The organism is Ancylobacter oerskovii (assembly GCF_018390555.1).
Lineage (GTDB): Bacteria > Pseudomonadota > Alphaproteobacteria > Rhizobiales > Xanthobacteraceae > Ancylobacter > Ancylobacter oerskovii.
This window is the reverse complement of the sequence record NZ_JAHBGB010000044.1, coordinates 213,246-234,536: the sequence shown is the minus strand read 5'-3', so window position 1 is coordinate 234,536 and position 21,291 is coordinate 213,246. Positions and strand designations below refer to the sequence as shown.

Here is a 21,291-nt window from a genome sequence, read left to right as displayed (position 1 = left end):
GCTATCTGCGCCGGTCGCTGAGGGTGAACCAGCCGACGCTCGTCATCACCAGCACCGCGCCGGCGAGCTCGAGCGGACTTGCCGTCTCGCCCAGCACGAAGAAGGCGAGCGCCATCGTCGCCACCGGGCTCACCGTCGAGATCATCGAATTGGCCTGCGCCGAGATGCGCTTCAGCGCCGCGTTCATCAGGAAGGTCGGCACCACCGTCGCGCCGATGGCGATCAGCACCGACAGCATCAGCACCCGCGGGGACACCAGGAGCCCCGCCAGCGGGCGCATCACGGCGAACTGGCCGATCGCCATCACCGAGGCCGAGATCATCGCCACGCAGGTGAACAGGGCCGAGCCTATGCTGTTCAGGAGCTTGCGCGCCATCAGCTGGTAGAGCGCGAAGCTGACCGCCGCCATGCCCACGAACATCGCGCCGCGCGCCACATCGGTGCCGACCGTCGCCAGTCCCTCCATGAAGATCAGCGCCAGGCCGCCATAGGCGATGAGGAAGGTCCACAAGGCCTTGAGCCGGATCGGCTGGCCGAACAGCAGCGCGCCGAACAGCACCACGAACAGCGGATAGGTGAACAGGATCAGCCGCTCGAAGGAGGCGGAGATATATTGCAGCCCGAGGAAATCGACATAGCTGGAGAACCAGTAGCCGAGCGCACCCACCCCGGCGGACTGGATCAGGATCCTGAGACCCGGCATGGTCTCGCCGCGCAGGCGCATGGTCCTCAGCGCAAGGCCGCCGATGACGAGGTAGAAGGGCAGCGAGAAGGCCATGCGCAGCGCCAGCAACGTCTCGGGATCGACACCCTCGCCATAGGCGAGCTTGATGATGATGCCCTTGGAGGCGAACAGGATCGCTCCCGCCGCACCATAGATATAGCCGGTGAGCGGGACGGCGGGTTTCGCGGAGATGTCGGAGACGGAGGTCATGGCCTCTCCCCTTACCCCGATTTCTCCGCCGCCACAGCCACGAAATTGCGCATGGCAGTCCCGCGACAGCCGCTTTCTTGCGCGGCGCGATGGAGCTCTCTCCCTCTCCCCGGCGGGGAGAGGGCCGGGGTGAGGAGGCTCCCTGGCTTTCCGATGTCGTGGCCCCTCACCGACCCGCTGCGCGGGCCACCTCCCCCCAGCGGGGAGAAGACAGGGAGGTGGCTCATCGAATGCTCGCACGATCCCGGATCCGCCTGCCGGATCCGCCTGTCGGCCCTCCGGGACACCGGCAATGTTTTCCGCCAGAACCACCTCATCCTGAGGTGCGAGCGCAGCGAGCCTCGAAGGAGGCTCGGTGACGCGCCCCCGGGCGAGCATCCTTCGAGGCCCGGCCGGCGGCCGGACACCTCAGGATGAGGGCGATCTGTGGTCGGCGGGATCAACAGGCGTGAGTTCGCCGCCCTCCCCCTGTTCGCGGCGGGTGCGAATCCATATTTTAGGCTCGCATGATCGCTCGCCCCCACCATAACGCGCCCGAGCCGGAGATCGACGACGCCGAGATGGCCGAGATCGACGACGAGGCGCTCCTTGTCCTCGACGAGCCCGACGAAGCCACCCCCGCCGCCGGCTCGCTCGCCTCCGGCCGCGCCGCCATCCTGCGCGCGGTGAAGCACGCTCCGAACGGCGCCGGCGTCTACCGCATGCTCGATGCCGAGGGCGCGGTGCTCTATGTCGGCAAGGCGAAGAGCATCAGGAAGCGCATCATCGCCTATACGCGGCCGACCGGGCTGACCAACCGCATCTTCCGCATGGTGTCGGCCACCGCCGAGATGGAGTTCATCTCCACCGGCACCGAGACCGAGGCGCTGCTGCTCGAGGCCAACCTCATCAAGCAGCTGCGCCCGCGCTTCAACGTGCTGCTGCGCGACGACAAGTCGTTCCCCTATATCCTCATCACCCGCGACCATGTCTCGCCGCAGATCGCCAAGCATCGCGGCGCCCGCTCCAGGCCCGGCGACTATTACGGCCCCTTCGCCTCGGTCTGGGCGGTGAACCGCACCATCAACGCGCTGCAGAAGGCGTTCCTGGTCCGCTCCTGCTCGGACAGCTATTACGAGGCGCGCACCCGTCCCTGCCTGCTGTTCCAGATCAAGCGCTGCGCCGGCCCCTGCACCGGCGAGGTCAGCCACACCGACTATGCCGAATATGTCCGCGAGGCACGCGACTTCCTGTCCGGCAAGAGCCGCACGGTGAAGGAGCAGCTGGCCCACGAAATGGAGCAGGCCTCGGAGGATCTGGAGTTCGAGCGCGCCGCCGCGTTGCGCGACCGCCTCGCCGCGCTCTCCGCCGTGCAGGGCTCGCAGGGCATCAACCCTCGTTCGGTGGAAGAGGCCGACGTGTTCGCCATCCACCAGGAGGGCGGCGCCACCTGCGTGCAGGTGTTCTTCTTCCGCACCGGGCAGAACTGGGGCAACCACGCGCTCTATCCGCGCGCCGACCGCACGCTGGAGCCGGGCGAGGTGCTCGGCGCCTTCCTGGCGCAGTTCTACGAGGACAAGCCGGCGCCGCGCCTCATATTGCTCAGCCATGCGGCGGAGGAGAGCGGCCTGCTCGCCGAGGCGCTCAGCGAGCGCAGCGGCCACAAGGTGGAGATCGCCGTACCCCAGCGCGGCGAGAAGCGCGAGCTGGTCGAGCACGCCATGCAGAACGCCCGCGAGGCGCTCGGCCGCAAGCTCGCCGAGAGCGCCAGCCAGGCGCGGCTGCTCGACGAGCTGGCCCGCGCCTTCGCCCTGCCGGCCTCGCCGCGCCGCATCGAGGTCTATGACAACTCGCACATCATGGGTTCGAACGCGGTGGGCGGCATGATCGTCGCCGGCCCGGAAGGCTTCGCCAAGAGCCAGTACCGCAAGTTCAACATCAAGAACGCCGAGCTCACGCCGGGCGACGATTACGGCATGATGCGCGAGGTGCTGCAGCGCCGCTTCTCCCGCCTGCTGCGCGAAGCCCCGCGGGCCGGCGACGGCCCACCTCGCGCCGACGAGAAGGAAGGAACGCCGCTGGTCGCTCCCCTTTCTGCACCTCTCCCCGAGGGGGAGAGGTCGACGGCGCAGCCGTCGGGTGAGGGGGAAGCGACGCTCCCCATCGCCGACGCGCATTCCCCCTCACCCCACCCCTCTCCGTCAAAATTAGATGCATCCGATTTTGACCTATCTCGAGATCAAACCCGGCAACAGCCGGGTTTGATGCGGGGAGAGGGGAAAGCTGTCGCGCCGGCCGGCATCGCCGCCGACGACGAAGCCCCCGAACCGCTGCGCCTGACGCCTGAGGGCTGGCCGGACCTGGTGCTGATCGATGGCGGCGCCGGACAGCTCAAGGCGGCGCGGGAAACCCTCGCCGAGCTCGGCATCACCGACGTGCCCCTTGTCGGTGTCGCCAAGGGCCCCGACCGCGACGCCGGCCGCGAGACCTTCTTCGTCCCCGGCCGCGAGCCCTTCCGGCTGGAGGCGCGCGACCCGGTGCTCTATTTCGTCCAGCGCCTGCGCGACGAGGCGCATCGCTTCGCCATCGGCTCGCACCGCGCCCGCCGTTCCAAGGACATCGCCCAGGGCGGGCTGCAGGAGATCCCGGGCATCGGCCCGACCCGCAAGCGGGCGCTGCTGCGCCATTTCGGCACGCTGAAGGCCATCGAGCGCGCCTCGCTGTCGGATCTCGAGGCGGTGCCGGGGGTGAATGCCGCCACCGCGCGGGCGGTCTACGACTTTTTCCACGCCGGTCCACGCTGAAGCCGGGGGGCGAGCGACGCATGGCCGTTACTTTGCCGTGAAATGCCCGCAGTAGATTGACGTGGCCCCCCAGGGTGGTTACGTCCCAGTCGAGGAACCGGACAGAGCAATGGTCGACGTCGCGCCCGCCCGGAATACGGTGACTGAACCCGCACAGGCCGCCTCTGTGCGCGGCAAGCGTGCGCATACCTACGCGCTCCCCAACCTGCTCACCTATGCGCGCTGCGTGGCGGTGCCGCTGCTGGTCGGCTGTCTGTTCTGGGCGGATATCCTCGCCGGCGGGCTGTGGCTGCGCTGGGCGGCGCTCGGCATCTATGTCGCCGCCGCCATCACCGATTTCTTCGACGGCTATCTCGCCCGCATCTGGTCGCAGCAATCGGCGATCGGGCGCATGCTCGATCCCATCGCCGACAAGCTGCTGGTCGCCGCCTCGCTGTTGATGATGGCATCGGACGGCACCATCCGCGGCTGGTCGCTATGGGCGGCGGCGGTCATCCTGTGCCGCGAGATCCTGGTCTCCGGCCTGCGCGAATTCCTCGCCGAACTGCGGGTCAGCGTCCCCGTCACCCGCCTCGCCAAGTGGAAGACCGCGACGCAGCTGGTCGCGGTCGGCGTGCTGCTGGCGGGCCCCGCGGCCGATGCGCTGCTGCCCGGCACCACGCTGGCCGGCATCCTGCTCTTGTGGATCGCGGCGCTGCTCACACTTTATACCGGGTGGGACTATTTCCGGGCCGGCGCCCGGCACCTGCTCGAGGAAGAGGCGTGAAGATCGTTTATTTCGCCTGGGTGCGCGAGCGCATCGGGCATGAGGCCGAGGAGGTCGAGACGCCGCAGGGCGTCCGCACCGTGGCGGAACTTGCCGCCTTCCTCGCCGCGCGTGGCGAGGGCTATGCCGAGGCGTTCAAGGACCCCAAGGTGGTGCGTGCGGCCATTGATCGCCGCCATGCGCGCCCCGACGCGCCGATCGCCGGCGCCCGCGAGATCGCCTTCTTCCCGCCGATGACGGGAGGCTGACGTCGTGACGGATGACGGCCGTTTCACCATCCGCATCCAGAGCGAGGATTTCGACACCGCCGCCGAGATCGCCGCCTTGTCGGCCGGTCGCACCGACATCGGCGCGGTCGTCACCTTTTCCGGCCTGTGCCGCGCCGACGACGCGTCCGGCGAAGGGTGCCTCGTCGCCCTGACGCTGGAGCATTATCCCGGCATGGCGGAGGAGGAAATCGGCCGCCTCGTCGAGGAAGCCCGCGCGCGCTGGCCGCTCCTCGGCGCCACGGTGATCCACCGCCACGGCCGCCTGGTGCCGGGCGAGAACATCGTGCTGGTGGTCACCGCCTCGCCGCATCGCGGCGCCGCCTTCGAGGCCGCCGAGTTTCTCATGGACTGGCTGAAGACCAGCGCCCCATTCTGGAAGCTGGAAGAACGCGAGACGGTGAAAAACTGGGTTGCCGCCAAGGAGGCGGACGACGCCGCGGCGGAGCGGTGGCGCTGACCCGCCTTACCGGTCCCTACGCGTCCGAGCCCTCGACACGGAGCCGTGCAAACGCCGAGCCCTCCGCCCGGCGGGCGAGCAGATGCCGCTTCAGCCCCTCGGGATAGAGCGCCGGCCCGCCGGCGATGTCGAGTTCGGCCAGATCGTACCAGTGCGCCACCACCGGGCTGCCGTCGTCCTCGTGGAAGACGATGCGATCCTGCCCGGCGAAGGCGTCCGCGGCGAAATCCACCTCATAGGCGAACACCACCTCATGCCCGGTCGCGCCCTGATGGGTGTAGATGTTCTCCAGCACCGCCGGACCGTCGATCACCTCGATCGCGACGCCCAGTTCCTCGCGGAATTCGCGCATGAGGGCGGCTTCGCAGCGTTCGCCGAACTCGACCCCGCCGCCCAGCGGCCGCACGCCCTTGAGGCGGCCGAGATCGTCCCGCACCTCGGCGGCGAGCAGCCGGCCGTTCCGCCAGTGCAGGCCGATGGCGAGAACGCGAATATGGGAAACCGGGCGCCAGATGCTCATGCCGCCCGGCTAGGCCAATCCGCCGCGCGCGGCAAGCCCCCGATGCATAGCAAGTCCCCGACGCCGGGAGGCCGACGCACGCCGAGCCCTACCGGTGCCCGGACCGGGTGCGCAAAACGAAAATGCCGGCCCGAAGGCCGGCATTTCATTCATGTGCGAAGAGCGTCGGCCGCTTACGCCGCCGCCTTCTTCTTCGGCTGCACCTCGACGTTGTAATCCTCGAACAGCGTCTTGGTCACCGGGCCGGGCTGGAAATGCGTGCCGGCGATCTCCGACACCGGCGTCACCTCGGCGGCGGTACCGGTGATGAAGCACTCGTCGAAGCTGGACAGCTCCTCCGGCATGATCGCCCGCTCGTTCACCTCGATGCCGCGGCGCTTGGCGAGCGCGATCACCGTCTGGCGGGTGATGCCGTTGAGGAACGCATCCGCCTCCGGCGTGTGGATCACCCCATCCTTCACGAAGAAGATGTTGGCGCCGGTGCATTCGGCGACACGGCCGCGCCAGTCCAGCATCAGCGCGTCGGCATAGCCCTCGCGCTCGGCAGCGTGCTTGGAGATGGTGCAGATCATGTAGAGGCCGGCCGCCTTCGAGGTCGAGGGCGCGGTCAGCGGATCGGGACGGCGATACTTCGCCATGCCGATGCGGATGCCCTTCAGCCGCTCCGCCGGATCGAAATAGCTCGGCCATTCCCACGCCGCGATGGCGAGGTGGATCTGGTTGTTCTGGGCGGAGACGCCCATCATGTCCGAGCCGCGCCACGCCACCGGGCGCAGATAGGCGTCGACCAGATTCTGCTTCACCAGGATCTCGCGGCAGGCGGCGTTGATCTCCGCCTCGCTGTAGGGAATCTCGAAATCGAGCAGGCGCGCGCTCTCCTTCAGGCGGACGGTGTGCTCGTCCAGCTTGAAGATCTCGCCGCCATAGGCGCGCTCGCCCTCGAATACACAGCTGCCGTAATGCAGGCCGTGCGTCAGAACATGGACCTTGGCATCCGACCACGGCACCAAGGCGCCGTCGTACCAGATCCAGCCACTGCGTTTGTCGAAGGGTTCGCTTGCCATGGTACTGTCTCCCGAACGGGGCCCGCCGCCCGCCATGATCCGGCGGCAGCGCCCATCTTGTCCTTAAAGCATGTCCTACCCGGTCGCGTGCGTGTTTTCAGCGCATATTTTGCTTCGCAGGCCAAGTACATCTATCGTGATCGCCGTCGAAGGAACTGCCATCCGGCACCGCCGACGCGCTGGCTGACGCGAAGGTCGCGCGGGGCAACCCGAACGATCCTTTCGTCAAACAGGGCTTCTTGGTAACGATCATAACGAAAAAAGTCAACATGGCTGACATAAATGTCTCTCGACCGCCCCACGCCAATGCGGCGGATGCCGATGCCGCCGCCGCGGGCGATGCCGCGCCGGCCAACCAGACCGACCTGATCGAGCTGCTGTTCTTCGCCTATCGCAACTTCGTCAGCGACCCGGACAAGGTGCTGCAGGGGTACGGTTTCGGGCGCGCGCATCACCGGGTCCTCCACTTCGTCAACCGCCACCCGGGCATGCGGGTGACGGACCTGCTCGACATATTGCGCATCACCAAGCAGAGCCTCGGACGGGTGCTGCGCGAGCTGGTCGACGGCGGCTTCGTCGACAGCCGCGCCGGCTCCTCCGACCGCCGCCAGCGCCTGCTCCACCTCACGCCCAAGGGCGCGGCACTGGCGCGCGACTTTGTGGCCATCCAGTCGCAGCGCATCGAGCGGGCGCTCGCTGCCTGCGCGCCGGGCACGCGGGAGGATGTGCGCCGCTTTCTTGTCGCCATGATCGATGCCGAAGATCAGGCCGGGGTGGAGAAGCTCATCGCCCGCGCCGACCAGGCCATGGCGCCGGGCAGCGCGCGCGCCGGCAAGGCGCCCGCCCGCCCGCGCTAGGGCGTGTTCCGCGAAGGTCGAAAGGCCTTCGCAAAGGGAACATGCTCCAGCCCATTGAATCGAAAGCGCTTTCCGATCGGGCGATTCCGCCTGGCCGCAAGGCGATCGAGGAGACACCGATGCTCGACGCTGCCAGTTCCGGCCCCGCCTCGACCGCCCGCCCGCGCATGGCGACGCCGGCCGACGACGCCGTCCATTTGCTGATCGTCGACGACGACCGCCGGATCCGCGACCTCCTCTCGCGCTTCCTGTCGGAGCAGGGCTATCGGGTGACGACGGCGGAATCGGCCGACGACGCGCGCGGACGGCTCGCCGGCCTCACCTTCGACCTGCTCATCCTCGACGTGATGATGCCCGGCATGAACGGGCTGGAGCTCGCCCGGCTGGTGCGCACCGAATCCGGCGTGCCGATCCTCATGCTCACCGCCCGCTCGGAGACCGAGGACCGCATCAAGGGGCTGGAGATCGGCGCCGACGACTATCTCGCCAAGCCCTTCGAGCCGCGCGAGCTGCTGCTGCGCATCAACAACATCCTGAAGCGCGCGGCGGTCCCGCCGGCCCAGGTCATCGAATCCGTGCGGTTCGGGCCGTTCGTGTTCCATCTGGAGCGCGGCGAGCTCCAGCGCGAGGGCGAACTCGTCCGCCTTACCGACCGCGAGCGCGACATGCTGCGCGTGCTCGGCGAGCGGCCGGGCGAGACGGTGCCGCGCCAGGCGCTGGTCGCCCCCGGCATTTCCGCCGGCGACCGGGCGGTCGACGTGCAGGTCAACCGCCTGCGCCGCAAGATCGAGCGCGATCCGGCCAACCCGGCCTATCTGCAGACCGTGCGCGGCGTCGGCTACCGGCTGGTCGTGGCGCCTTGAGCCTGCTCGACGATCAGCGGCTCGGCGCCGCCCGGCACTTCCTGCGCGATCTCGGCACGCGCCTGCGGGAGAACAATGCCCGCCTCGCCGCCGCGGTGGGCCGGGTCATGCCGAAGGGGGCCCACACCGCCTGGGGCGCCCTGTGCGACGCCAATGCCCGCCTGCGCGAGAACAATGCCCGCTTCGGCTCCTGGTTCAACCGGGTGATGCCGAAGGGGCTCTACGCCCGCTCGCTGATCATCATCGTCACGCCGATGGTGATCCTGCAATCGGTGCTGGCCTTCGTGTTCATGGAACGCCACTACAACACCGTCACCCGCCGGCTCTCCGCCGCGGTGTCGCAGGACATCACCGCGCTCGCCGACCTCGCCGTCGCCTTTCCCAGCCAGGAGGGACGCGAGCGGGTGCGGCAGATCGCCCAGTCGGCCATGGGCCTGTCGGTCGACTTCCTGCCCGACGAGCACCTGCCGCCGCCGGGGCCCAAGCCCTTCTTCTCCATCCTCGATTCCAACTTCACCGGCGAGCTCGGCAAGCGGCTGCGCCGGCCGTTCTGGACCGATACCGTCGGCAATTCCAACCTGATCGAGGTGCGGATCCAGTTCGACGACATGGTGATGCGCATCTTCGCCCGCCGCAGTCAGGCCTATCTCTCGAACTCCCACATCTTCCTGGTCTGGATGGTCGGCACCTCGCTGGTGCTGCTCACCGTCGCCATCCTGTTCCTGCGCAACCAGATCAAGCCGATCGAGGCGCTGGCCGACGCCGCCATCGCCTTCGGCAAGGGGCGCGACGTCACCGGCTTCCGGCCGCGCGGGGCGCGCGAGGTGCGCGGCGCGGCGCTCGCCTTCATCGAGATGAAGCGGCGCATCGAGCGGCAGATCGAGCAGCGCACCACCATGCTGGCGGGCGTGTCGCACGACATGCGCACCATCCTCACCCGCTTCAAGCTGGAACTCGCCTTCATGGACGAGCGCGAGACCGAGGCGCTGCGCAAGGATGTCGACGAGTTGCAGAGCATGCTGGAGGCCTATCTCGCCTTCGCCCGCGACGACATGGGCGAGCCGCCGGCGCTCACCGACATCGCCCGGCTGATCGAGGAGGCCCGGGTGGCCGGCGAGCGCCACGGGGCCACCGTCACCGCGTCCTTCTCCGGCGATCCGATGGTGACGCTGCGGCCGGACGCCTTCCGCCGCTGCCTCGCCAATCTGGTGGCGAATGGTTGGCGCTATGCCGGCCGCATCGACATCAACGGCACCCGCGCCGAGCGCTGGCTGATCGTCACGGTGGACGACGACGGCCCCGGCATTCCGCCCGAACGGCGCGAGGAGGTGTTCCGGCCGTTCTTCCGCCTCGACGAGGCGCGCAATCAGGACGAAGGCGGCTCGGGGCTGGGGCTGACCATCGCCCGCGACGCGGCGCGCGCCCATGGAGGCGATGTCACGCTGGGCGACAGCCCGCTCGGCGGGCTGAGGGCGACCATCCGCATCCCGGTGTGAATGGGCGAAGCTTTGGACATGCCGCCGCCCCGAACCTCACCCTCGTCCCCGGGCGTGACCCGGGGATCCGACCCATACATCGGAACAAGTCGGGACAGCCGGATGCCCGGGGTCCAGCCCCGGAATGAAGCAAGCCGAGACCGGCGCCCCCCGCCTCAGAACAGCCGCGCCCCGTTCGGCACCTCGCGGTCGGGAGCGAACAGCACCACGGCGCCGTCCTCGTCCGGGAAGCCGAGGGTCAGCACCTCCGACATCACGGGCCCGATCTGCCGCGGCGGGAAGTTCACCACCGCCGCCACCTGCCGGCCGATGAGGTCCTCCGGCGCATAGTGCACGGTGATCTGCGCCGTGGACTTCTTCACCCCGACATGGGCGCCGAAGTCGATCACCAGCTTCAGCGCCGGCTTGCGCGCCTCCGGGAAGGGCTCGGCCTGGATGATCGTGCCGACGCGGATGTCGACCTTCAGGAAGTCGCCGATATCGATGGTCGCGGCGGGTGCAAGGCTCATGGGATCCTCCTCGTCTTCGCGTCCGCCGGCTCAGCCCGCCAGCTCGCGCGAGCGGCGCGCGGCGGCGGCGACCGCCTCGGTCAGCAGCGGGCCGAACCCCTTCGTCTCGTCCATCAGCACCGACAGCGCCGCCGCCGTGGTGCCGTTCGGCGAGGTGACGTTGCGCCGAAGCTGCGCCGGGTCGATGCCGGAGCGGACGATCAGCTCGCCGGCGCCGGCGACGGTGGCGCGGGCGAGCCGGTCGGCCATGTCGACCGGCAGCCCGGCCTTGGCACCGGCCTCCGCCAGCGCCTCGGCGAGCAGGAACACATAGGCCGGGCCCGAGCCCGACACCGCCGTGGCGACGTCGATCAGGTCCTCGCTCTCCACCCATTCGCAGCCGCCGGTGGCCTTGAGCAGCGCATCGGCGATGCGCATCTGCTCCGGCGAGACCGCCCGGTTCGGCACCGCCACCGTGACGCCACGCCCGATCGCCGCCGGGGTGTTGGGGATCGAGCGCACCACCGCCGTGCCCGGCGCGAAATGCTCCTCGAGAAAGGCGAGCGTGCGGCCGGCCATCACCGAGACCACCAGCGTGCCCGGCCCGGCGAGCGGCGCCACCTTGGCAAGCACGTCGGGGGCCACCTGCGGCTTCACCGCCACCAGCATCACCGATGGCGGCCCGCCATTGAGCGGATTGAGCGCCACGCCGCGCGCTTCCAGCATCGCCGCCACTTCCGGCGGCGGACCCGGATCGACGACGGCGATCCGGGCGGGCTCCAGCCCGAGGCCGATCCAGCCTTCGAGCATGGCACCGCCCATCTTGCCGGCCCCCACCAGCAGGACACGGCCGGGAATATCGGAAAGAAGAGCCATGGTGTCGCCTCGCGCCTCTGCGCCGCCTGAGCGGTATCGGGCAAGGGATTAGCGGATTCGCCCGATCAATGCTGCCCCGGCGGCACCGGTGTCCACCGCATCTCCGGCAGCGAACGCCGCCGGCGCCTCGCTACGCTTCGCCGATGGTCTCGAACAGGGTGGCGTCCATCGCCTCGCGCGCCGACTTGCCGGCCCAGACCACGAACTGGAAGGCCGGGAAATAGCGCTCCACCGCCTCCACCGCGACTTCCATCAGCACTTCGCACTGGCGATCGGTCGCCTCGGCACCGGCGAGCAGCAGGGCATGGCGGAACATGATCACGCCCTCCTTCGACCACAGGTCGAAATGGCCGACCCACATCTGCTCGTTGATCAGCGACAGCAGCCGCAGCACCTCGTTCTTGCGCTTCTCCGGCACCTTCAGGTCGAAGGCGCAGGCGATGTGCAGCGCTTCCACCTCGTCCATCCACTGGAAGGAGACGTGGCAATCGGTCCACCGCCCCTCCACCGAAATGGTGATCTCATCCTCGGCCGAGCGTTCGAACGACCATTCGTTGAGCGCGGCCATGCGTTCGACGAGATCGAGGGGATTGATCCGGGTGTCGGCTTCGAAATCGGTATAGGTCATGCTCGACCTCGCGAGGCTGGGACGCGGGAGGGGGTCGAACGCACACAACGCGGGCAGCAGGCCGGCAACTCCTTCGTTCTCCGAACGAATCACCGTGATCCGACTATATCGCGCTGAATCCGTACCTCGCTACGACCGTTCGTGGGTGATCGCCTCTCGACAATCAATAGATTGAAGGTGTCAGGGATTCGCGGGATGCCGCAAGCCTCGCGGCCCGGCGTCCACAGCCCCCCTCATTCGGCCGCGTCGGGCGTGGCGAGCCGGGCTTCCAGCGCCGTGATCCGCGCCTTCAGCTCCTCGTTCTCCTCGCGGGCGGCGGCGGCGAGATCCTTCACCGTGTCGAACTCCTCGCGCGTCACCACGTCGAGCTCGCGCAGGATACGCTCGGCCTGAGCGCGCATCACCGTCTCGGCCTCGCGCCGCACGCCGGTGGCGACGCCGGCGGCATCGTTCATCAGGCGCGCAAAATCGTCGAAGATGCGGCTCGTGGTCTGGGTCATGTCTACTCTCTCCCGGCGTGACGCCTCGGCTTGAACAATGGGGCGCAAGTCCCCGCACCGCAAGGGCGCGACGCCGCCCGCACCCATATTCCACACGCCGGGGGCGGCGGTTTGCCGGCCGCAGCGACCCATCTCGGCCTTGATCCTGTCACGCGAGGGAGGCAAGACCGTGACGGCGCCGAATGCCGCGCGAGTCGTGCCGCGGCCGGGCGCGCCGTCGTCGGCCCCGCAGCCCGGATCCTTCATGCTGATCGCTTCGCCGCTTCTCGCCCTGCCCTTCCCGGCCATCGATCCGGTGCTGGTCCAGCTCGGCCCCTTCGCCGTCCGCTGGTACGCCCTCGCCTATGTCGCCGGCCTGCTCATCGGCTGGTGGCTGGCGAAGAAGCTCTGCGCCACGCCGGCGCTCTGGGGCGGCAAGGCAGCCATCGCGCCGGAAGAGTTCGACGATGCCGTGGTGTGGGTCGCCTTTGGCGTCATCCTCGGCGGGCGCATCGGCTATGTGCTGTTCTACAACCTGCCCTATTATGCCGATCACCCGATGGAAGCGCTCACCGTCTGGCATGGCGGCATGTCCTTCCACGGCGGCTTCCTCGGCTCCATCCTCGCCATGGCGCTGTTCTGCCGCCGCCGCGGCCTGCCCTTGATGTCGATGCTGGACATCGCCGCCGCGGTGGTGCCGATCGGCCTGTTCCTCGGCCGCCTCGCCAATTTCATCAATGGCGAATTGTGGGGCCGCGTCACCGATGTGCCCTGGGCATTCGTGTTCCCCACCGGCGGCCCGCTGCCGCGCCATCCCAGCCAGCTCTACGAGGCGGCGCTGGAAGGCATCGCCATCTTCGTCATCCTGCAGATCGCCATCCACGGCTTCCGGGCGTTGGCCCGCCCCGGCATCGTCGGCGGCCTGTTCGTCATGCTCTACGGCATCTCGCGCATCATCGTGGAATTCGTGCGCGAGCCGGATGCGCAGCTCGGCTATCTCTATGGCGGCTGGCTGACCATGGGCATGGTGCTGTCGGTGCCGATGGTGCTGTTCGGCGCCTGGCTCGCCTGGCATTCGGCCCGCCGCCCGCCGCTCGACCAGCGCGCCCGCGCATGAGCGGGACGCCCACGCCGCTCGCCTCCGCTCTCGCCGCCCGGATCGCGGCCGACGGCCCGCTCACCGTGGCGGATTTCATGGCCGAGTGCCTGTTCCACCCCCGCCACGGCTACTATTCCACCCGCGAACCCTTCGGCCGCGCCGGCGATTTCGTCACCGCGCCGGAGATCAGCCAGATGTTCGGCGAGCTGCTCGGCCTGTGGGCGGCCGATGCCTGGATGCGCCTCGGCGCGCCCTCCCCCTTCGTATTCGCCGAGCTCGGGCCCGGCCGCGGCACGCTGATGGCCGATGCCCTGCGCGCCGCCCGCGTCGTTCCCGGCTTTCTCGACGCCGCCCGCCTCGTGCTGGTCGAGGCCTCGCCGCGCCTGCGGGATGTCCAGCGCGCCGCCCTCGCCGGCCATCGCATCGAATGGGCCGATCGGGTGGAGGACCTGCCCGCCGGCCCGCTCATCCTTCTCGCCAACGAATTCATCGACGCCCTGCCGGTCCGCCAGTTCGTCCGCACGCCGGAGGGCATCGCCGAGCGCATGGTCGGGCTCGACGCCGAAGGCGCGCTCGCTTTCGGGCTGCGTCCCGGCGCCCGCCTCGACGCCGCCGACGAGCACCGGCTGCTCGCCACCCCGGCGGGGGCGCTGCTCGAAATCTGCCCGCTCGGCCGGAGCGTCGCCGCCCATGTCGGGGCGCGCCTTCCCCGCGACGGCGGCGCGGCGCTGTTCGTCGATTACGGGCACGCCGGCGGCTTCGGCGACACGCTGCAGGCGTTGCGTGCGCACGCCTATGACGACCCGCTCGCCCATCCCGGCGAGGCCGACCTCACCGCGCATGTCGATTTCGCCGCTCTCGCCGCCGCCGCCCGCGCCAACGGGGGCCGCGCCTTCGGGCCCGTCGGCCAGGGCGAGTTGCTGGGCCGGCTCGGCCTCGAGGCCCGCGCCGGTCGGCTGAAGCGCGATGCCTCGCCGGAGGCCGCCGCGGCCATCGATGCCGCCGCGCTCCGCCTCGCCGGCACGCACGAGCAGGGCATGGGCACCCTCTTCAAGGCGCTCGCGCTGGTGCATCCTCATCTCGGCGCCCCGGCGGGATTCGCGCCGGAAGACGAATTCGGAGGTTCCGCATGAAGGTCGAATCCCCCGCGCTCAAGGCGCTGCCCGGCATCCGCCACGCCTTCTTCACCCGCGAGGGCGGCGTGTCGGAGGGCATCTATGCCGGTCTCAACGGCGGCACCGGCTCCAGCGACGTGCCGGGCAACGTCGTCGAGAACCGCGCCCGCATGGCCGCCGCGCTCGACGTGCCGCCGACGCACTTCCTCACCTGCTGGCAGGTCCATTCGCCGGACTGCCTCCTCGCCCGCGCCCCCTGGGGCGAGCGCCCCAAGGCCGACGCGCTCGCCACCGATACGCCCGGCATCGCCATCAGCGTCTCGATCGCCGATTGCGGCCCGGTGCTGTTCGCCGATGCCGAGGCGGGCGTCGTCGGTGCCGCCCACGCCGGCTGGAAGGGCGCGGTCGGCGGCGTGCTCGACAGCACCGTCGCGCGCATGGAGGAACTCGGCGCCCGCCGCGAGCGCATCGTCGCCGCCATCGGCCCGCTGATCCGCCAGCCGAGCTACGAGGTGGGCCCGGACTTCGTCGCCAACGTCACCGCGCTCGACGCCGGCAATGATCGTTTCCTGGCGCCGTCCGAACGGCCGGGCCACGCGATGTTCGACCTGCCCGGCTACATCGCCGCCCGCCTGGCCCGCCTCGGGGTCGGCACCGTCGAGGACCTCGGCCTCGACACCTATGCCGACGAGGCCCGCTTCTATTCCTATCGTCGCGCCACCCATCGCGGCGAGCCCGATTACGGCCGGCTGATCGCCGCCATCACCCTGGTGCCTTGAGCCATGAGCCTGCATTTCACCACCCGGGAATTCGAGCGCCGCAAGAACCGCCTGCTGGCGGAGATGGCGGAGCGCCAACTCGACGGCCTGCTGATGTTCCAGCAGGAATCGATGTACTGGCTCACCGGCTACGACACGTTCGGCTTCTGCTTCTTCCAGTCGCTGTGGCTGGGCGCCGATGGCCGTTTCGCCCTGCTCACCCGTTCGGCGGACCTCAGGCAGGCGCAGCACACCTCGCTGATCGAGGACATCCGCATCTGGCGCGATTCCGCGCATTCCACGCCGCAGCAGCAATTGCGCGACATGGTGGCCGATCTCGGCGGCACCCATGCCCGCATCGGCGTCGAATATGACAGCTACGGCCTCACCGCCGCCAATGGCCGCAAGCTCGACGCCGCTTTCGAGGGCTTCGCCGCCCTCTCCGATGCCTCCGGCCTCGTCGATTATCTCCGGGCGGTGAAGTCGGAGGAGGAAATCTTCTACGTCCGCAAGGCCGGCCAGCTGGCGCTCGACGCCCGGCAGGCGGCCATCGACCTCATCGCCCCCGGCGTCGACGAGGGCGAGGTGCTCGCCGCCATGCAGGGCGCCATCTTCAAGGGCGGCGGCGACTACCCCGGCAACGAGTTCATCATCGGCTCCGCCCGCGACGCCCTGCTCTGCCGCTACAAGTCCGGCCGCCGCCGCCTCGGCGCGCGCGACCAGATCACGCTGGAATGGGCCGGCGCCTATCGCCACTACCATGCGGCGATGATGGAGACCGTCGTCATCGGCGAGCCCTATGATCGCCATACCGACCTGTTCGACGCCGCGAAGCGGGCGCTCGAGGCCTGCGCCCGCCACATCGTCCCCGGCCGCACCGCCGGCGAGGTGTTCGCCGCCCATAGCGAGGTGATGGACGGCCACGGCCTGGCCGATCACCGGCTCGCCGCCTGCGGCTATTCGCTCGGCGCCAAGTTCACCCCGTCCTGGATGGACCCGCCGATGTTCTACGAGGCCAATCCCTGGGTGCTGGAGCCGGGGATGGTGATGTTCGCCCACATGATCCTGATGGACAGCGAGACCGAAACCGCCATGTGCCTCGGCCGGACCTATCTCGTCACCGTTAACGGTAACGAGCCGTTAACGGGTGCCCCTCTGGATTTCATCGTTAATTCCCGTTAACGATTTGCCCCGGATGTGCCGGCGACGGCGCGGCCGCGCCGAATCGCTCCGGCACGGACACGCGCAGCGACCGGCCCGCAAGGGGACGGCGCTTGATGATGGAACAGCTCGACCGGCGACTTCGCCGGTTCGCACCCGCCGCGGCAGCCACCGTCATCGCCCTCGGGCTGGCGGCCTGCCAGACCGGCGGCGCCAACAAGCCGGTGGCCAGTGCCGCGGGGTCGGCCGTGCAGGCTTCCTCCTCTCCCTCGTCCTCCTCCCGCACGCTCGCCTCGCGCTCCGCCGCGCCCCGCGCCCTTGCCTTTGAATCCATCGACGGCCCGCCGGAGCCGGTGTTCGACAAGCTCGTCACCAGCCTGTCCGCCGAGGCCGGCACCCAGCGCATCCCGGTCGCCTCCCGCGACAGCAACGCGCCCTATCGCGTGCGCGGCTATCTCGTCGCCGTCGTCGAGAACGGCAAGGGCAGCGTCGACTGGGCATGGGACGTCTACGACCAGGATCGCGAGCGGGTGCTGCGCGTCTCCGGCGCCGAGCCGGCCGGCACCGGGGCCGATGTCTGGGCCAATGTCGATCAGGCCATGCTCGACCGCATCGCCGCCCAGAGCCTCACGGAAATCTCCACCCGCCTCGCGCAGAACCCGACGGCGCCGCGCAAGCCGGCCAGCACGGACGATCCGGCGCCCGAGCCCGCCGTGGCCGAGGATCCCTACGAGCCGGTGCGCACCGATGACGGCCCGCCGGTCGCCGATGCCGGCGGCGAGGCGCCGGTGGACGGGACCACCTCGACGCTTGCCCTCACCGCAAGTCACTGACCGCAAGTCACTGGCCGCAAGTCACTGGCCGCAAGTCACTGGCCGCAAGTCACTGGCCGCAAGTCACTGGCCACCCGCCCGATCGCGCCGCCTGCCCCGCATCCGCGGCGTTGCCGCCCCGACACCCGGTGTCCGGCTCGCGCAAATCCTGCGTTGGTGTGGCTTTACAGGGCTGGCCGGCCCGCCTATCAGGACCTCGCGACGGTCGTGCGACGGCCGCGAGGAAGGCGCGATGACCTCGCGCAGTGAATCTACGGCTTGGAGCGCGTGCCGGAATGTCCAGCAATAACGGGTCGATCAAACTGGTCGCGGGCAACAGCAACCGCCCCCTCGCCGAGGCGATCGGCGCCTATCTCGCCACGCCGCTGAGCAAGGCGGTGGTGCGGCGCTTCGCCGATATGGAGATCTTCGTCGAGATCCAGGAGAATGTCCGCGGCAAGGATGTCTTCGTCCTGCAGTCGACCTCCTTCCCGACCAACGACCATCTGATGGAGCTGCTCATCATCATCGATGCGCTGCGCCGCTCCTCCGCCCGCCGCATCACCGCCGTGCTGCCCTATTTCGGCTATGCGCGGCAGGACCGCCGCTCCTCCGGCCGCACGCCGATCTCCGCCAAGCTGGTGGCCAACCTGATCACCCATGCCGGCGCCGACCGCGTGCTCACCGTCGACCTGCACGCCGGGCAGATCCAGGGCTTCTTCGACATACCGACCGACAACCTGTTCGCCGCCCCGGTGATGGTGCAGGACGTGAAGTCGCGCTTCGACCTCAACGACATCACCGTGGTGTCGCCGGACGTCGGCGGCGTGGTGCGCGCCCGCGCGCTCGCCAAGCGCATCGACGCCCAGCTCGCCATCGTCGACAAGCGCCGCGAGCGCCCCGGCGAGAGCGAGGTGATGAACGTCATCGGCGACGTGCGCGGCAAGCGCTGCATCCTGGTCGACGACATCATCGATTCCGGCGGCACGCTGGTGAACGCCGCCGACGCGCTGCTGGAGCGCGGCGCCACCGAGGTGCACGCCTATATCAGCCATGGCGTGCTCTCCGGCGGCGCGGTGGCCCGCGTCACCGCCTCCAATCTCAAGGAACTGGTGATCACCGATTCGATCCAGCCCACCGAGGCGGTGCGGGTGGCGCGCAACATCCGCGTCATTTCCATCGCCAGCCTGCTGGCCGAGGCGATCGGGCGCACTGCGCACGAGGAAAGCGTCTCCAGCCTGTTCAACTGAGGCGCTGTTTCGCCGGAACGGCCTTCCCTCACCGCAGCGCACGCGTTTGTGTGCGCTGCGCCATGCTCATTCCACTTTTCGGCCGCATAGACTCGGGCTCGTCGAATCCAACGGGACGACCCGATGCAACGCACCCACTTGCGTGGCCACAGGCCGGTTCGCCTGTCCCTCCTGCTCTGTGCGGCCGGCACGGCGCTGACGCCGGCCATGGCCCTCGCCCAGTCCATGGGCGGGCCGCTGCCCTATGACCCGGTCGATCCATGGGCCGGCGTCACCGTCATCGTCACGCCCGCCGACCCGCGGGAGGCCCCGGAAGCGGCCGCCGCGCCGGCGCTCCCCCCGCCGCGCCCGGCCGACATACCCGAGCCCGCCCCGCCGCGGATCGCCGACACCCCGGTCGAGGAATGGACGCCGCCTTCGCTCTATGAGAGCCTCGATCTCGGCCTCGGCGGCACGCCGGAGCTGGCGAGCGAGAAGCCGGCGCCCAACGCGCAGCTGCCGGAACGCAAGTCCGTCGCGGCGCCGAAGGGGTCCCGGCTGCCCACCAGCGTCCAGTTCGTCGAGCGCGGTCCGGTCAGCGTCGGCGTCTCCACCAGCATGTCGGCCACCGCCCCGGTCTCCTCGCTGCTCAACCGGCAGGCCGGCAGCGGCAATGGCGAGGTGAAGGGCCGCGTCGGCTATTCCATGGACAATCTCTCGCTCTACGGCACCAGCCAGCTGGGCGCCTCGGCCTCCACCGGCACGCCCTCCGTCTATGACGGCTATACCGTCGGCAGCAGCTACAGCGTGCCGCTGGACAGCCTCGGCACGGGCGACAAGCTCGGCGCCACCGTCGAGATGGACAGTTCCTCCACCGTCAACACCGGCGTGGAATGGCGCGCGCCGATGGGCACCTATGAGCGCTTCATCTCGGTCCAGCGTTCGGCGCCGGTGGATTCGAACGCCAGCGGCGTGGTGAAGGCCGGCGTGCTGGGCAAGTTCTAGCCGCCCGGCGGCGCGCGATGGCGGCGGGCGTTGAGGCAAGCATTGCCGCAGAAGGCTTTTGCTGCTATTGAGCCGCTCGCTGCAGCCATTCCGCACCCCTGGAGGCCCGCTGCGGCACCACCAGACCCAGCCTGAAGGGACCGGGCCGCGCGAGCGGCCCTCTCCTTTTGCAAACAAGGAATTCAAGCATGTCCGCCATCAAGGAACTGAAGGCGCAGGCCCGCGCGAAGAGCGGCAAGGGGGCCGCCCGTGCCGAGCGTCGCGCCGGCCGCGTGCCCGCCGTGATCTATGGCGACGGGAAGGCCCCCGTCGGCATCACCCTCGACCATGTCGAGATCAACAAGATCATCTATGCCGGCCACTTCCTGACCACCCTGTTCAACATCGACGTCGACGGCGAGACGCACCGCGTCATCCCGCGCGACTACCAGCTCGATGTGGTGAAGGATTTCCCGCTGCACATCGACTTCCTGCGGGTCGCCATCGGCGCCACCCTGACCGTCGACGTGCCGGTGCATTTCCTCGGTGCCGACACCGGCGCCGCCTTCAAGCAGGGCGCGACGCTCAACATCGTCGCCCATAGCGTGTCGCTGAACGCTCCGGCCGACGCCATTCCCGACGCGATCGAGGTTGACGTCTCCGGCGCCGCCTTCGGCGACTCGGTCCACCTGTCGAAGGTGAAGCTGCCGGCGGGCGTCACCTGGGCCGGCCATGGCGACGATACGCTGGCCACCATCGTGGCGCCGTCGGGCCTCAAGGAAGCCGAGGCCGACGAAGCCGCCGCGGCGGCTGCCGAGGCCGCCAAGGCCTGATCGGCCGACGCGACCCGCTACGTTCCCGCGCGATCAGGGCGCGGCGGATGAAATCTGGAGCCGGAAGCCCGCTTCCGGCTCCTTCTCGTTTCAGGGACCGCTGCGGTCAGCGCCACGGGGCCAGGGATGTTCCTCTTCGCCGGGCTCGGAAATCCCGGGCCGAAATATGCCGGCAACCGGCACAATATCGGCTTCATGGTGGTGGACGCCATCGCCCGCCGCCATCGTTTCTCGCCCTGGCGCCGCCGCTTCCAGGGCGCCGCCTGCGAGGGCGAGATCGCCGGCGAGAAGGTGCTGGCGCTGCTGCCCGAGACCTTCATGAACGAGAGCGGCCGCGCCGTCGCCGAGGCGCAGCGCTTCTACAAGATCGAGCTGAAGCACATCTTCGTCTTCCATGACGAGCTCGATTTGCCGCCCGCCAAGGTGCGGGCCAAGTTCGGCGGCGGCAATGCCGGCCATAACGGCCTGCGCTCCGTCACCGCCCATTGCGGCAATGATTACGGCCGGGTACGGCTCGGCATCGGCCATCCCGGCGACAGGAACCTCGTCATGCCCTTCGTGCTGGGCGATTTCGCCAAGGCCGAGCGCAACTGGGTGGAAGCGGTGGAGGATGGCTGCGCCGATTGTGCCGGGCTGCTGGTCGCCGGCCGGGTCGACGAGTTCCAGAGCCGGCTGCATCTCTTCCTGGAGGCACAGGGCTTCGGCACGGTCAAGCTGGCCGGCGAGGCCGCGAAATAGCCCCGGCGGGGGCCACGGCGCTTGCGCTCCCGCGCGCGCTTGCCTAACCACGTCGGCGACACATCGGACATTTCAAGAGCAT

23 protein-coding genes are annotated in these 21,291 nt (G+C 69.4%); 16 read left to right on the top strand and 7 right to left on the bottom strand.

Translation table 11 applies throughout. The annotated features are described in order from the left end of the window. Nucleotide 1: 1 nt before the first annotated feature. The gene (locus KHC19_RS22150) at nucleotides 2-934 is read right to left on the bottom strand and encodes a DMT family transporter (protein ID WP_213355592.1); all 933 of its coding nucleotides are present in this window, start codon (nucleotides 932-934) and stop codon (nucleotides 2-4) included. A 506-nt stretch (nucleotides 935-1,440) separates the two neighbouring features. On the opposite strand from KHC19_RS22150, the gene uvrC reads away from it, so the two are divergent. From uvrC to KHC19_RS22130, 4 genes are all read left to right on the top strand, one after another. Next, complete coding sequence (gene uvrC / locus KHC19_RS22145) at nucleotides 1,441-3,717, top strand: excinuclease ABC subunit UvrC (RefSeq protein ID WP_213355591.1); 2,277 nt, start codon at nucleotides 1,441-1,443, stop codon at nucleotides 3,715-3,717. A 109-nt stretch (nucleotides 3,718-3,826) separates the two neighbouring features. Beyond that, nucleotides 3,827-4,483 (top strand): CDP-diacylglycerol--glycerol-3-phosphate 3-phosphatidyltransferase, encoded by a 657-nt coding sequence (gene pgsA / locus KHC19_RS22140; protein ID WP_213355590.1) that lies wholly within the window; start codon nucleotides 3,827-3,829, stop codon nucleotides 4,481-4,483. Further along, the gene (moaD, locus tag KHC19_RS22135) at nucleotides 4,480-4,731 is read left to right on the top strand and encodes a molybdopterin converting factor subunit 1 (RefSeq protein WP_213355588.1); all 252 of its coding nucleotides are present in this window, start codon (nucleotides 4,480-4,482) and stop codon (nucleotides 4,729-4,731) included. The genes pgsA and moaD overlap by 4 nt, the downstream gene beginning before the upstream one ends. Nucleotides 4,732-4,735: 4 nt before the next feature. Next, on the top strand, nucleotides 4,736-5,209 hold the full coding sequence (locus KHC19_RS22130) for a molybdenum cofactor biosynthesis protein MoaE (protein ID WP_213355586.1): 474 nt from the start codon (nucleotides 4,736-4,738) through the stop codon (nucleotides 5,207-5,209). A 16-nt stretch (nucleotides 5,210-5,225) separates the two neighbouring features. Here KHC19_RS22130 and KHC19_RS22125 read toward each other — a convergent pair whose 3' ends face one another. Further along, nucleotides 5,226-5,729 carry an NUDIX hydrolase gene (locus KHC19_RS22125; RefSeq protein ID WP_213355584.1) on the bottom strand — a complete coding sequence of 168 codons (504 nt, stop codon included), beginning with the start codon at nucleotides 5,727-5,729 and terminating at the stop codon, nucleotides 5,226-5,228. A gap of 173 nt (nucleotides 5,730-5,902) precedes the next feature. Beyond that, nucleotides 5,903-6,793 carry a branched-chain amino acid aminotransferase gene (locus KHC19_RS22120; protein ID WP_213355582.1) on the bottom strand — a complete coding sequence of 297 codons (891 nt, stop codon included), beginning with the start codon at nucleotides 6,791-6,793 and terminating at the stop codon, nucleotides 5,903-5,905. 269 nt (nucleotides 6,794-7,062) lie between these two features. Here KHC19_RS22120 and KHC19_RS22115 point away from each other — a divergent pair, with 269 nt between their 5' ends. From KHC19_RS22115 to KHC19_RS22105, 3 genes are all read left to right on the top strand, one after another. After that, nucleotides 7,063-7,650 carry a MarR family winged helix-turn-helix transcriptional regulator gene (locus tag KHC19_RS22115; RefSeq protein WP_213355581.1) on the top strand — a complete coding sequence of 196 codons (588 nt, stop codon included), beginning with the start codon at nucleotides 7,063-7,065 and terminating at the stop codon, nucleotides 7,648-7,650. 119 nt (nucleotides 7,651-7,769) lie between these two features. Continuing rightward, nucleotides 7,770-8,513 carry a response regulator gene (locus tag KHC19_RS22110; protein WP_213355580.1) on the top strand — a complete coding sequence of 248 codons (744 nt, stop codon included), beginning with the start codon at nucleotides 7,770-7,772 and terminating at the stop codon, nucleotides 8,511-8,513. Nucleotides 8,514-8,620: 107 nt separating this feature from the next. Further along, nucleotides 8,621-10,009 carry an ATP-binding protein gene (locus KHC19_RS22105; RefSeq protein WP_213356352.1) on the top strand — a complete coding sequence of 463 codons (1,389 nt, stop codon included), beginning with the start codon at nucleotides 8,621-8,623 and terminating at the stop codon, nucleotides 10,007-10,009. Between the two features lie 155 nt (nucleotides 10,010-10,164). Here KHC19_RS22105 and KHC19_RS22100 read toward each other — a convergent pair whose 3' ends face one another. From KHC19_RS22100 to KHC19_RS22085, 4 genes are all read right to left on the bottom strand, one after another. Beyond that, nucleotides 10,165-10,518: a tRNA-binding protein gene (locus tag KHC19_RS22100; protein ID WP_213355579.1), complete on the bottom strand. Its 354-nt coding sequence runs from the start codon at nucleotides 10,516-10,518 to the stop codon at nucleotides 10,165-10,167. A gap of 30 nt (nucleotides 10,519-10,548) precedes the next feature. Further along, nucleotides 10,549-11,373: a pyrroline-5-carboxylate reductase gene (gene proC / locus KHC19_RS22095; protein ID WP_213355578.1), complete on the bottom strand. Its 825-nt coding sequence runs from the start codon at nucleotides 11,371-11,373 to the stop codon at nucleotides 10,549-10,551. A gap of 130 nt (nucleotides 11,374-11,503) precedes the next feature. After that, on the bottom strand, nucleotides 11,504-12,001 hold the full coding sequence (locus KHC19_RS22090; RefSeq protein WP_213355577.1) for a type III secretion system chaperone family protein: 498 nt from the start codon (nucleotides 11,999-12,001) through the stop codon (nucleotides 11,504-11,506). A gap of 233 nt (nucleotides 12,002-12,234) precedes the next feature. Beyond that, nucleotides 12,235-12,501 carry an accessory factor UbiK family protein gene (locus KHC19_RS22085; RefSeq protein WP_213355576.1) on the bottom strand — a complete coding sequence of 89 codons (267 nt, stop codon included), beginning with the start codon at nucleotides 12,499-12,501 and terminating at the stop codon, nucleotides 12,235-12,237. A gap of 244 nt (nucleotides 12,502-12,745) precedes the next feature. Between KHC19_RS22085 and lgt the strand changes: the two genes are divergently transcribed. The 9 genes from lgt (at nucleotide 12,746) to pth (ending at nucleotide 21,209) form a co-directional block, all read left to right on the top strand. Then, the gene (gene lgt / locus KHC19_RS22080; protein WP_213355575.1) at nucleotides 12,746-13,597 is read left to right on the top strand and encodes a prolipoprotein diacylglyceryl transferase; all 852 of its coding nucleotides are present in this window, start codon (nucleotides 12,746-12,748) and stop codon (nucleotides 13,595-13,597) included. Then, on the top strand, nucleotides 13,594-14,712 hold the full coding sequence (locus KHC19_RS22075; RefSeq protein WP_213355574.1) for a class I SAM-dependent methyltransferase: 1,119 nt from the start codon (nucleotides 13,594-13,596) through the stop codon (nucleotides 14,710-14,712). The genes lgt and KHC19_RS22075 overlap by 4 nt, the downstream gene beginning before the upstream one ends. Continuing rightward, entirely contained in the window at nucleotides 14,709-15,473 is a 765-nt protein-coding gene (pgeF, locus tag KHC19_RS22070; protein ID WP_213355572.1) for a peptidoglycan editing factor PgeF, read from the top strand. The genes KHC19_RS22075 and pgeF overlap by 4 nt, the downstream gene beginning before the upstream one ends. A 3-nt stretch (nucleotides 15,474-15,476) precedes the next feature. Then, complete coding sequence (locus KHC19_RS22065) at nucleotides 15,477-16,634, top strand: M24 family metallopeptidase (RefSeq protein WP_213355571.1); 1,158 nt, start codon at nucleotides 15,477-15,479, stop codon at nucleotides 16,632-16,634. A gap of 95 nt (nucleotides 16,635-16,729) precedes the next feature. Continuing rightward, nucleotides 16,730-17,446, top strand: a complete 717-nt coding sequence (locus KHC19_RS22060; protein ID WP_213355570.1) for a hypothetical protein — start codon at nucleotides 16,730-16,732, stop codon at nucleotides 17,444-17,446. 275 nt (nucleotides 17,447-17,721) lie between these two features. Further along, nucleotides 17,722-18,675, top strand: a complete 954-nt coding sequence (locus tag KHC19_RS22055; RefSeq protein WP_213355569.1) for a ribose-phosphate pyrophosphokinase — start codon at nucleotides 17,722-17,724, stop codon at nucleotides 18,673-18,675. A gap of 123 nt (nucleotides 18,676-18,798) precedes the next feature. Then, nucleotides 18,799-19,659, top strand: a complete 861-nt coding sequence (locus KHC19_RS22050) for a hypothetical protein (protein WP_213355568.1) — start codon at nucleotides 18,799-18,801, stop codon at nucleotides 19,657-19,659. Between the two features lie 188 nt (nucleotides 19,660-19,847). Further along, nucleotides 19,848-20,471, top strand: coding sequence for a 50S ribosomal protein L25/general stress protein Ctc (locus KHC19_RS22045; RefSeq protein WP_213355567.1), 624 nt, complete (start codon nucleotides 19,848-19,850; stop codon nucleotides 20,469-20,471). Between the two features lie 126 nt (nucleotides 20,472-20,597). Next, nucleotides 20,598-21,209 carry an aminoacyl-tRNA hydrolase gene (gene pth / locus KHC19_RS22040; RefSeq protein ID WP_213355565.1) on the top strand — a complete coding sequence of 204 codons (612 nt, stop codon included), beginning with the start codon at nucleotides 20,598-20,600 and terminating at the stop codon, nucleotides 21,207-21,209. The last annotated feature ends 82 nt before the right edge of the window (nucleotides 21,210-21,291 follow it).

What these genes read in the sequence shown, in the direction of transcription:
- KHC19_RS22150 (WP_213355592.1), bottom strand. Translation starts at nt 934, where the DNA reads ATGACCTCCGTCTCCGACATCTCCGCGAAACCCGCCGTCCCGCTCACC.
- uvrC (WP_213355591.1), top strand. Translation starts at nt 1,441, where the DNA reads ATGATCGCTCGCCCCCACCATAACGCGCCCGAGCCGGAGATCGACGAC.
- pgsA (WP_213355590.1), top strand. Translation starts at nt 3,827, where the DNA reads ATGGTCGACGTCGCGCCCGCCCGGAATACGGTGACTGAACCCGCACAG.
- KHC19_RS22125 (WP_213355584.1), bottom strand. Translation starts at nt 5,729, where the DNA reads ATGAGCATCTGGCGCCCGGTTTCCCATATTCGCGTTCTCGCCATCGGC.
- KHC19_RS22120 (WP_213355582.1), bottom strand. Translation starts at nt 6,793, where the DNA reads ATGGCAAGCGAACCCTTCGACAAACGCAGTGGCTGGATCTGGTACGAC.
- KHC19_RS22115 (WP_213355581.1), top strand. Translation starts at nt 7,063, where the DNA reads ATGGCTGACATAAATGTCTCTCGACCGCCCCACGCCAATGCGGCGGAT.
- KHC19_RS22110 (WP_213355580.1), top strand. Translation starts at nt 7,770, where the DNA reads ATGCTCGACGCTGCCAGTTCCGGCCCCGCCTCGACCGCCCGCCCGCGC.
- KHC19_RS22105 (WP_213356352.1), top strand. Translation starts at nt 8,621, where the DNA reads ATGCCGAAGGGGGCCCACACCGCCTGGGGCGCCCTGTGCGACGCCAAT.
- KHC19_RS22100 (WP_213355579.1), bottom strand. Translation starts at nt 10,518, where the DNA reads ATGAGCCTTGCACCCGCCGCGACCATCGATATCGGCGACTTCCTGAAG.
- proC (WP_213355578.1), bottom strand. Translation starts at nt 11,373, where the DNA reads ATGGCTCTTCTTTCCGATATTCCCGGCCGTGTCCTGCTGGTGGGGGCC.
- KHC19_RS22090 (WP_213355577.1), bottom strand. Translation starts at nt 12,001, where the DNA reads ATGACCTATACCGATTTCGAAGCCGACACCCGGATCAATCCCCTCGAT.
- KHC19_RS22085 (WP_213355576.1), bottom strand. Translation starts at nt 12,501, where the DNA reads ATGACCCAGACCACGAGCCGCATCTTCGACGATTTTGCGCGCCTGATG.
- lgt (WP_213355575.1), top strand. Translation starts at nt 12,746, where the DNA reads ATGCTGATCGCTTCGCCGCTTCTCGCCCTGCCCTTCCCGGCCATCGAT.
- KHC19_RS22075 (WP_213355574.1), top strand. Translation starts at nt 13,594, where the DNA reads ATGAGCGGGACGCCCACGCCGCTCGCCTCCGCTCTCGCCGCCCGGATC.
- pgeF (WP_213355572.1), top strand. Translation starts at nt 14,709, where the DNA reads ATGAAGGTCGAATCCCCCGCGCTCAAGGCGCTGCCCGGCATCCGCCAC.
- KHC19_RS22065 (WP_213355571.1), top strand. Translation starts at nt 15,477, where the DNA reads ATGAGCCTGCATTTCACCACCCGGGAATTCGAGCGCCGCAAGAACCGC.
- KHC19_RS22060 (WP_213355570.1), top strand. Translation starts at nt 16,730, where the DNA reads ATGATGGAACAGCTCGACCGGCGACTTCGCCGGTTCGCACCCGCCGCG.
- KHC19_RS22055 (WP_213355569.1), top strand. Translation starts at nt 17,722, where the DNA reads ATGTCCAGCAATAACGGGTCGATCAAACTGGTCGCGGGCAACAGCAAC.
- KHC19_RS22050 (WP_213355568.1), top strand. Translation starts at nt 18,799, where the DNA reads ATGCAACGCACCCACTTGCGTGGCCACAGGCCGGTTCGCCTGTCCCTC.
- KHC19_RS22045 (WP_213355567.1), top strand. Translation starts at nt 19,848, where the DNA reads ATGTCCGCCATCAAGGAACTGAAGGCGCAGGCCCGCGCGAAGAGCGGC.
- pth (WP_213355565.1), top strand. Translation starts at nt 20,598, where the DNA reads ATGTTCCTCTTCGCCGGGCTCGGAAATCCCGGGCCGAAATATGCCGGC.